The sequence below is a fragment of the Prosthecobacter sp. genome, assembly GCF_029946185.1.
Classification (GTDB): Bacteria; Verrucomicrobiota; Verrucomicrobiia; order Verrucomicrobiales; family Verrucomicrobiaceae; genus Prosthecobacter.
The window spans coordinates 24,848-34,805 of the sequence record NZ_JAQSEA010000161.1; the positions used below are offsets into that span (position 1 = coordinate 24,848).

General features: G+C 59.8%; 7 protein-coding genes. All 7 read right to left on the reverse strand.

The window, feature by feature from the left end; translation table 11 throughout:
- Positions 1–75 precede the first annotated feature (75 nt).
- The 7 genes from PSV43_RS14145 to PSV43_RS14175 all read right to left on the reverse strand — a co-directional run bounded on the left by PSV43_RS14145 (position 76) and on the right by PSV43_RS14175 (position 9,556).
- Positions 76–1,602, reverse strand: a complete 1,527-nt coding sequence (locus PSV43_RS14145) for a DegQ family serine endoprotease (protein ID WP_300198370.1) — start codon at positions 1,600–1,602, stop codon at positions 76–78.
- Positions 1,603–1,914: 312 nt separating this feature from the next.
- Positions 1,915–3,348 carry a DUF1501 domain-containing protein gene (locus tag PSV43_RS14150; protein WP_300198373.1) on the reverse strand — a complete coding sequence of 478 codons (1,434 nt, stop codon included), beginning with the start codon at positions 3,346–3,348 and terminating at the stop codon, positions 1,915–1,917.
- A gap of 245 nt (positions 3,349–3,593) precedes the next feature.
- Positions 3,594–4,937 carry an exodeoxyribonuclease VII large subunit gene (xseA, locus tag PSV43_RS14155; protein WP_300198376.1) on the reverse strand — a complete coding sequence of 448 codons (1,344 nt, stop codon included), beginning with the start codon at positions 4,935–4,937 and terminating at the stop codon, positions 3,594–3,596.
- A gap of 717 nt (positions 4,938–5,654) precedes the next feature.
- Positions 5,655–6,467, reverse strand: coding sequence for a hypothetical protein (locus PSV43_RS14160; RefSeq protein ID WP_300198379.1), 813 nt, complete (start codon positions 6,465–6,467; stop codon positions 5,655–5,657).
- A 205-nt stretch (positions 6,468–6,672) separates the two neighbouring features.
- Entirely contained in the window at positions 6,673–7,017 is a 345-nt protein-coding gene (locus tag PSV43_RS14165; RefSeq protein WP_300198382.1) for a DMT family protein, read from the reverse strand.
- Between the two features lie 158 nt (positions 7,018–7,175).
- A complete protein-coding gene (locus tag PSV43_RS14170) occupies positions 7,176–8,090 on the reverse strand; it encodes a DUF58 domain-containing protein (protein ID WP_300198385.1) in 915 nt (304 codons plus the stop codon).
- A 476-nt stretch (positions 8,091–8,566) separates the two neighbouring features.
- Complete coding sequence (locus PSV43_RS14175) at positions 8,567–9,556, reverse strand: MoxR family ATPase (protein ID WP_300198388.1); 990 nt, start codon at positions 9,554–9,556, stop codon at positions 8,567–8,569.
- Positions 9,557–9,958: the final 402 nt, after the last annotated feature.

Below are 9,958 nucleotides of genomic sequence, written 5' to 3' on the forward strand. Positions count from 1 at the left end.
AGGATGATCCCTCTCCAACAAAAACCCGCTCCTGCGTTTTCGCACAGGAGCGGGCTACGAACGGGCCATCAGAAATTAGCCGGCCTTGCTTTCATCGATCACGATGAAGCGGCTGCCACCACTGCTCCAGACCTTCACCAGCGAGATCTTGCTCTCGGGCTTGGCGCAGAGGGCGGTGGCCTGCTCGGCGTTCTTGACGGGCTGGCGATTGATCTCCAGGATCACATCGCCCTGACGGAGTCCGGCATCGTAGGCCACGGAGTCTTCTTCGACTGAAGAGACCACAGCGCCTTTGATCTGCGAGGGGACTTTGAGCTGCTCACGTGTGGCTTTGTCGAGATCCGACACACCGACACCGTGCAGAGCGTCGTCTGCATTGTCTGCAGCAGGAGTGGAGTCAGCCACCTTGTCGCCGGGCAGTTCCTTCACGGTCACGCTGAGTGACATGGTCTTGCCATCGCGCAGCACATTCATGGGCACCGCAGCACCGGGGGTGGTGGAGCCGACCTGGAGCTTCAGATGACGGCTGTCGCTGACAGGCTTGCCATTGAACTCGGTGATGACGTCGCCACTTTTCACACCGGCTTTTTCAGCAGGGCTGTCAGGCGAGACACCGGACACCAGGGCACCTTTGGCGCTGTCCATCTTGAACTGCTGCGCGAGCTGCTGAGTGAGATCCTGGATGTTCACACCGAGGAAGCCACGTTCCACGCGACCTGTGTTGACGAGGCCTTCCATCACCCAGCGGGCGAGGTTGGTAGGCACTGCAAAGCCGATGCCTTGATTGCCGCCGCTGCGGCTCAAGATGGCTGTGTTCATGCCGACGAGGCGGCCTTCCACGTCCACCAGCGCACCTCCGGAGTTGCCGGGATTGATGGCGGCATCCGTCTGAATGAAGTCTTCATAGTCGAGGCCCATGGTGGCGCGACCTTTCGCGCTGATGATGCCAGTCGTCACGGTCTGGCCGATGCCAAAGGGATGACCCACGGCAAGCACCATGTCACCGACTTCGATTTTGTCGCTGTCAGCAAAGGCCATGGCGGGCAGGTCTTTGGCCTCCACCTTGACCACGGCAATGTCCGTCTTGGGATCGCGGCCGATCACCTTGCCATTGAACTCGCGTCCGTCGGTCAGAGTGACTTTGATCGTGTTGGCGTTGTCCACCACGTGGTTGTTGGTGAGGATGTAGCCGTCCTTGGTGACGATGATGCCGGAGCCGACGCCCTGCTCCCTGGGCATGCGGCGCTGTTGCTGACCGCGCTGCCCTTGCTGGAATTCCTCGGGCATCTGGAAGCCAGGGCCAAAGAAGCGGCGCAGGTCCATGCCTTCAGGCATTTCCATGCGGCTGACCTTGGCCTCGCTGGAGACCGCGATTTTCACTACGCTGGGTGCGACGGCTTTAACGACGGGCGCAAAACTCGGGAAGCCCCGGGCTGCGGTGGACAGCGGCGCATCGCTGACCTGAATGCGAAGCGGCTCCGCCTTGGTGGAAGACGCGTCCTTCGCGGCGGTGAAGGCCACAAGTGAAACGCTCAGGGCGCAGACGGAGCCGAGGACGGCCGTGCGCTTCCAGATCGACGGGTGAGAAGATGAAGTTTTCATAGGAGTATCCGTTGGATGCATGGGGATGGTTATTGGGATTTCTGGGTTGGATTGATTTCCACCGCCATGAAAGCACTCCAACCCTGCCAACTTCATTACCCCCGCATTACAAGCGTGTAAGGTTTGGAAAAGTACGATGGACACTCCTGTCCGTCGATCAGCGCTGCTCCAGAACCCACGACTTCCAAACTCACCCACGATGCCGCTACAGCAACGGCATGGGACTTTACCACGAGCCTCCTCGCTGTGCATCGTAAGCCAAGATTCTGGCGGTGCCGCTGATCGACGGGCAGGAGTGCCCATCGTACATCCTCACGCCAGAATCTCACTCACCACGCGCGCTTGCGGATTCTCCACGAGCACCTGATCGGTGCCGTTGCGCTTGTAGCTGAGCTTGTGGGCGTCGAGGCCGAAGAGGTGGAGGAGGGTGGCGTGGTAGTCGAAGTGATTGACGACGTCCTTCACGGCGTGGTGGCCGAAGTCGTCGGTGGCGCCGTGGATGTGGCCGGCTTTGAAGCCGCCGCCGGCGACCCACATGCTGAAGCCGTAGGTGTTGTGATCGCGACCGACGGTGCTGCGGTCCTTGGAGCCGGAGCGGTTTTGAATGACGGGGAGGCGGCCCATCTCGCCGCCCCAGTGGACGATGGTGGAGTCCAGCAGGCCGCGCTGCTTCAAGTCGATGACGAGTGCGGCGGCACCTTGATCGACATAGGTGCAGGCGGCGGGCAGTGCGGTGCGGATGTTTTGATGATTGTCCCAGGTCTGATTGGCGGTGAAGAGGGAGATGCAGCGCACGCCGCGCTCGACGAGACGGCGGGCGATGAGGCAGCGGGTGCCGAACTCGGCGGCGGCGGGGTTGTCGATGCCGTAGAGCTTCTTGGTGGCGGCGCTTTCCTGATCGATGTTGAGCGCTTCCTTGGCGGCGGTCTGCATGCGGGCGGCGAGTTCAAAGCTCTGGATGCGCGCTTCGAGATCGGCCTCGCCGGGGCGGGCTTCGAGGTGCTCCTGGTTCAGGCGCTGCACGAAATTGAGGTAGCGGGCCTGGGCATCGCCTTTCAGGCTGAGGGGCGCATCGAGATTGGGAATGCGCGGCTCTTTGGGACGAATGACGGTGCCCTGAAACAGGGAGGGCAGCCAGCCGTTGCTCCAGTTGTCCACGCCGAGCACGGGCAGGCCGCGTGGATCGGTGAGGGCGACGTAGGCGGGCAGATCCTGATTTTCGGAGCCGAGTCCATACGTAAGCCAGCTACCCAGCGTGGGCCGGCCACCGGTGGCCTGACCATTGAGCAGGGCGTAGATCGACTGGCCGTGATTGTTCACGCCGGTGTGCATGGAGCGGATCATCGTCACATCATCGACGATGTTGGAAAAATGAGGCATCAGCTCGCTGACATCCATGCCGGACTGGCCGTATTGTTTGAACTTCCATGGGCTGCCCATGCACTCGCGGCTGGCTCCGGCGGCATCGTCGTATTTCACTTCGCCGGGAAAGTCCTTGCCGTCGTAGCGGGTGAGCTCGGGCTTGGGATCAAATAGATCCACATGGCTGGGGCCGCCCTGCATGAACATGGAGATCATGGCCTTGGCCTGACCAAAGCCGTGGGGCATCTTGGGCTTGAGATCAAAATGGCGCGGGCCGATCTGCTCCGGGCTGGCGAGGAGATTCTGTTCCTTCAGCAGCGTGGCCAGGGCGATGCCGCCGATGCCGTAGGCGGAGCGGTGAAGAATAGAACGGCGTGAGAGCATGTTCTACCTACGCAGCGAAAGTGGCGAATCTTTACCAGTAAGAGGCACAGATTTTTTAACACCGCAGAGGCTGGAACGCCGCAGAGATTTATTTCTGAAAAACTCTGCGGTGAAGCAAAGTACTACCGAACTTTAGTTCGTTCTGGAGGGCGCGGAGCTTCCCAGAGTGAGCTGAAGCTCACGAGTACTTTCTCTGAAAAAAACTCTGCGGCCTCCCTAGCTCTGCGGTGCACATCTTTTCTTCCCTAAACCTTCACCACACTTCGCAGGGTTCCCTGGGCCAAGCGGGTAATGAGTTCGTCCCCTGGCTTCACTTCGGCAGCATCCTTGAGCACTTTTCCCTCGGCATTCGTGGTGAAGGAGAAGCCGCGGGCGAGGACGGCCTGCGGGCCGATGTGTTTGAGGAGTTCTGCGCGGGACTGGAGGCGATCTGCCAGGCGGTCCAGCCGATGCTGAAGGCCCTGCTGCAGGCGGCGTGCGCTGGTTTCGGTACGGTGCACGGCTTCGGTGAGTTGCACGCGGGGATGGTGCGCGGCGAGGACGTGCTGCTTTTGCGTGAGGTCGTCCGTCCAGGACTGCAGGCGCTCGCGCAAGGTGTCGCGTAGGCGGGATTCGTGGTCGTCGAGGCTTTGCTCTGCCTGCTGCAGCAAGCGGTCGGGGGCGTGGAGCAGCGGGCCTTTGGCGGTGAGATCGATGATGTGCTGATGATGCTCCAGCAGCGTGCCGACGCGGGCTTTCAGCGTGCGGGCGATGCTTTCGAAGTGACGCTGCAACTCGGTGCTGTCTGGCGCGAGGAGTTCGGCGGCCGCGCTGGGTGTGGGCGCACGCAGATCGGCCACGAAGTCGGCGATGGTGAAGTCGATTTCATGCCCGACGGCGGAGATGATGGGAATGGGACAGGCGGCGATGGCGCGGGCGAGCACCTCTTCATTGAAGGCCCACAGATCCTCCAAACTGCCGCCGCCACGACCGACGACGATGGTGTCCGGCACAGGCAGGCCGAAGTTTTCGGCATCGCCGAGGACTTCGAGGGCGCGCACGATTTCGAGTTCGGCCCCCTGCCCTTGCACGCGCACAGGAAAGACGAGCACGCGCACCCAGGGCGCACGCCGGGTGAGGATGTTGAGCATGTCCTGAATGGCCGCGCCGGTGGGAGAGGTGACGAGGGCGACGATGCGCGGAAAGCGTGGGATGGCGCGCTTGCCCTCGCCATCAAACAGGCCCTCCTCATGCAGCTTGCGCTTGAGGGCTTCGAAACGCTCCTGCAGCGAGCCTTTGCCCTTCGCCTGCACCTGTTTCACGACCATCTGGTACTGCCCGCGCGGCTCGTACACGCTGATCTCGCCATGCACTTGCATCAGCGCACCGTCTTGAATGCGGGCGCTGCTGCGCGCGGCGGCGCCGCGAAACATGACGCAGGAGAGCTGCGCCCCGGCGTCCTTCAGCGTGAAGTATTGGTGGCCGGAGGATTGCAGGCGGTGGTTGCTGATCTCGCCCTCGACCCACACGCTACCGATGCGGCTTTGCAGCACATCGCGGATTTCGCGCGTGAGCTGGGTCACAGAGAGGACGTCAGGGTCTTCGGGCATGGGCTGGGTTCATTGACCAAAAAGCGGGCAAAGTCCAGTCGAGTCACCATTACTGTCGTCGTTGCACCTTTGCCGATGATTTAAAATCTGCGCCGCATGCCGCACGGCTGGAAGCTCCGATATTTTTATCGGCTCTGGGCACGCGTCCCTGCCGCTTTGGCACGAAATGACACTGATTGGAGTGCCATTCATGCCTGGCATTTGGGTGCCAAAAACAAAGGCCTTGTGCGTCATCCCCTATTTTTGTTACCTTGCACAATATGACAGCCCAACCGTCGCCTATCAATGCATGGGTACTAAACCCACCGATGTGTTGCTGATTCGCCGTTTAGACCTCTAAGGTTGCGCTCCAAAATGAAATTACAGCCAGAGCCCAAATTTCAAAAAAGCTCCAACAATCCATGGCAGATTCTAGTCGTGGCGCTGTTTTTCTTCCTTCCTGGTCTAGGGCTGCTTTTCAGTTCCACTTCAGAAGTGATCTATTATCAGGGGCACCGTACGAAACCTTTCCACGTCGTGGAAGCCGCACCGCAGTTGCTTCACTTTTATGGCGCTTCCGCACTGCTCATTTCCGCAGGCCTTGTCATATCGTACTTCTATCTCCGCAGAGCGATCAAAAGAGACGAACAGATGTCCGATCGCAGAAAAAGGCCATGGTAAGTATCTATCCCGAATAGGACATAGCACACCATGGAATCCGGCCCGTCCAGCCGCAGCTCAGAACACCAGATGCCACAGCCAGCCGAGCATGCCGGAGGCCACCGACCACCAGCAGCGCGCCACTTCCATGAAACCCAGCCCTGGAGCGGGTGAGGAAGCGAGAAACAGCGCGATCAGCAGGAAGGCATTGATGAGGAAGATCAGCATCATGGAGAAGAACTCGCCATTGCGCTTGAGGTCCCCCTGCTCGGCGATGACGGTTTTGACGGTGTAGGTGGCGTGAAAGCACCATGTCAGCCCGACCAGTGCGTAGAGAAAGCGCATGGGCTTCAGATGCACGGTCCACTTCAGGAGGTGGACGTCATGCGCCTGCTGCATGTCCATCGCCAGCCCGACGATGCCGAAAACGAGCATGATGATCAGGGTGTAAAATGGGATCAAGTAAGGAGCCAGGGTGATCCAAGTATTGGACTTGTCCGTCTCCACGTAGCCGCCGTGGGCGCTGACTTTCCAGTCGAAGATGCGCCCGCCAAACATCCGGGCGGTGACGAGGTGGCTGAACTCATGGCCAAAGACATAGGCCGTCACAGGCCGCACCCCGGCGAGGTAGGCCACCGCCCAAATGAAGCCGCCGAATGAGAAAAAGATGAACTCCTCGGACCTCAGGAAATCCATTCGGGACACGGCGCGCCAGAGCATCATGATCAGTGTGATGGCCGTTACCAGACAGGCCGGAGCCAGCACGGCACCACCAATCCACCGCTTCAAGAGCAGGAGGTAGTGGTCCCGCTGCACATCGTGCCGGTTGTTGATTCCGGCGGGGCGGTTTCGGGTCTCATGGAGATGTCTGCGCAGGTTCGCGGTGGACATGGTAATGATAAGTTATTTAACCTTTGTTAAACATCTTCACAATTTGAAATGTGAATATGTGAATAAAATGTGCCGTTCTTTTCACAATTTCCCGAACTGACCAGCGCCACAAAAACGCCTTTGGGGCCGTTTTGCCCACGCTGATGCGGCAGAATACACAATTACGCCGCAATCCCCTGCCCGGTTGCGGCGCAACGGGTCCACTTCATTTCCGAAACATGAAATACACCGCCCCGCACATGCAGAGCCCCGCCCAGAGGAAGTCCCATTTGAGGGGCTCCTTCATGTAGAAAACCACAAAGGGCACAAAAACCATCAGCGTGATCACCTCTTGGATGATCTTGAGCTGCGGCAGGGTCAGCGCCGTGCTGCCGATGCGGTTGGCGGGCACCTGAAGCATGTATTCAAAAAACGCGATGCCCCAGCTGATGAAGGCGGCGATGAACCACGGCTTGGTCTTGAGATCCTGCAGGTGCGCATACCAAGCGAAAGTCATGAAAATATTCGACCCAACGAGGAGTCCGACAGCTTTGATCACAGGCCAGTTCATGCGTGCATGAGAGCATGGGAATGATGGATGGCCAAGCGTGGCCCGGAGGATAGGCCTCCGGCCTGTCAGAGGACTGGGGCGTCTCGCCTTAGTTTTGGTTTGAATCAACGTTCGGGACGCCTCGATCCGCCGGACAGGCCAGAGGCCTATCCTCCGCATTACGCGCCGCCTGCTAGGGCGGAGCCGCGTACGAGGAGATCGAGGAAACGCTCTTCGAAGGCCTCCTCACTGGTCACCTGCATGAAATCGACGCTGTGGCTGGCGCATTCATTGGCGAGATTGCCAACGAAGGCGTCAAAGGTTTCGACATAGCGCTGCACATCGCGCTTGGTCAGCCAGAAGCGGCGGCGCTCGCCGGTTTCGACCTCGGTCAGTTCGAGTTCGCCTTCGATCTCCGGGAGGCGCTCCTGGGGATGCACGATCTGGAGAAAGTGGTTCTCTCCAGGCCAGGCCGAGACGCGGGCCACGGCCTCGGTGGCGCTCCCGATGTCCCGGCCAAAGAAGTCGCTGATGACGAAGATGATGCCGTAGCGCTGCTTGCTGGGGCGGAATTCCTCGAAGCAGCGCTTCATGTCGGTGAGGCCTTCAAATTTCAGCTTCAGCACCGCCTGGATCACCTTCTCGATGTTCCCCTGCCCGCGCAGGGGAGGAAGCTCCTGATGCACGCCGCTGCTCATTGAGTAAAGGCTGACGCGCTGCTGTGCACTCAGCGCCAGATAGGCCAGCGCCACGGCAAAGCGCAACGCCTGCCGCCGCTTCTCGGGAAACGGCTCCGCCATGGAGGTGCTGGTATCCAGCATGATGTGCAGGTTCAGCTCCTGCGTTTCCTCATAGAGACGCACAAAGAGCTTGTCCAACCGCGCGTACAAACGCCAGTCGATGGCGCGGTAGTCCTCGCGCGGCGTGTAGTGGCGGTAGTCCTTGAACTCGCGGGTGAAACCGGTGGCGGAGGTGGATTGCGAACCGCGCCGCATCAGCTGCCGCCGCTTGCGCAGACGCAGGGCCAGCACGCGAAGCCGATCCAGAAAGGAGGCATCGAAAAGGTCTTCGCGTTCGAGGTTTTCTGCGGGCATGCAGGGAAAAAATGAAAGGGGGCTTAAAAGGAAACCAACTTTTCGAGCACCACGACAGCGTCGCCTATTTGAAGGCGATTGGAGGGCACGAGTATTCTTACGGATGGCTCGACACGCTGTTTGCCATCAAATCTTACTCCATAAAAAGCCGCGTCTTTGGGACGCCAGACCGACACGTTATAAAAAGCGGGCTGCCTGAGGTGCACTCGCTTGAGAGCCGCCTCGATACTCGTCCCGGGAGCACACCACGCGGTGCCGAGTGCTCCACATACAAGCACGCGCTTGTAGTCTGAGTTGCGCCATGGGCTTGAAGCGAGGTATTCGAGAAATCGGCGGCTGTATGATTCCGACGTCACCGGTGCAATGTCATTGTAGGGCGCATACGGGCCTATCGGCCCCTTCTGCGGAACGCAGCAAGCAGCAAGAAAAGCACCAGCGCAAAACAGAAGAATGGGTTTCATATCTGATGCAGGACCTCACGCCGCCTGCTGCGCTGGTGTCTTCACCTGATCGAGCAGCTTGGTGATGATGTCGTCCACCCGCACCTGGCTGGCTTCGCCTTCGAAATTCAGGATGATGCGGTGGCGCAGTGAGACGTGGGCGATGGCACGGATGTCGTCGGTGGAGACGGCAGTGGCCCCCTGAATGGCAGCCCAGACGCGGGCACCGCGAATGAGCGCCTGCAGGCCACGTGGGCTGGCGCCGTAGGAGACGTAGCGCTTCACTTCCGACAAGGCATCAGGCTGTTCGGGATGGGTGCTCAAGATCAACCGCGAAGCGTAGTGCGCCACGGGATCCGCCACGGGAATTTTGGAAAGCTGCTGCTGCATTTCGATCAGCTTTGGCCCGTCGGTCATCGTCGCGAGCTTCGGCTCGGTGAAGCCGGTGGTGCGGCGGGAGATTTCGACCAGCGAGTCGAGATCCGGGAACGGCACCTTGATCTTGAACATGAAACGGTCGAGCTGAGCTTCGGGCAGCGGGTAGGTGCCCTCCATTTCCATGGGGTTTTGCGTGGCGAGCACAAGGAAGGGTTCCGGCACCAGATGGCGCTCGCCGCCAGTGGTGACGCAGCGCTCCTGCATCACTTCGAGCAGCGCGGCCTGGGTCTTGGGCGTGGCACGGTTAATTTCATCCACCAGCAGCAGGTTCTTAAACACGGGGCCTTTTTCATAGCGCAGCGTGCGGTGGCCTTTTTCGTCTTCGCCGACGATGTGCGTGCCGAGGATGTCCGCCGGCATCAGGTCGGGCGTACACTGCACACGACCGGGTTCCAAGCCGACCACCTGTGAAAGCGTGCGGACGAGGTAGGTTTTGCCGAGGCCGGGGACGCCTTCCAGCAGCACATGCCCGCCGGAGAAAATGGCGACGAGCACATCGCTGAGCAGTTCATCGTAGCCTACGATGGCTTTTTGCATCTCGGCCTTGAGATTGGTGAACAGGGTGCGGAAGTCTGCGTGGTCGGACATGGGGCGATTCTCGCCAGCGGCTCCGATTGCGCAAGGCTGGTTCGAGCAACGGATGAAAAGATTACCGCAGCCAACCCGGTGGGTTGATTGAGACAGGATTAACAGGATCGCAGAATTGCAGGATTAAACAGATTCCGGACACCGGCTCATTGATGCCGCTTTTTTCAGCCGCGAACTCAAAGCACCACGCCGTAATCCTGCATAATTTTGCAATGCTGTGAATCCTGTCCAAAATCGAGCCGAAACGCCAATGTGGGGACGCATCGTGAAACGCCTCAGCTCATGCATACAAGCCGGAGGCTCGCGCCACATTGAGCGCATTCTGGCGAATGCAGCTACATGGTGACTCAATCCATCTGCACCAAAATCTCGCGCGGCTTGGCTCCTTCGCCGGGGCCGATG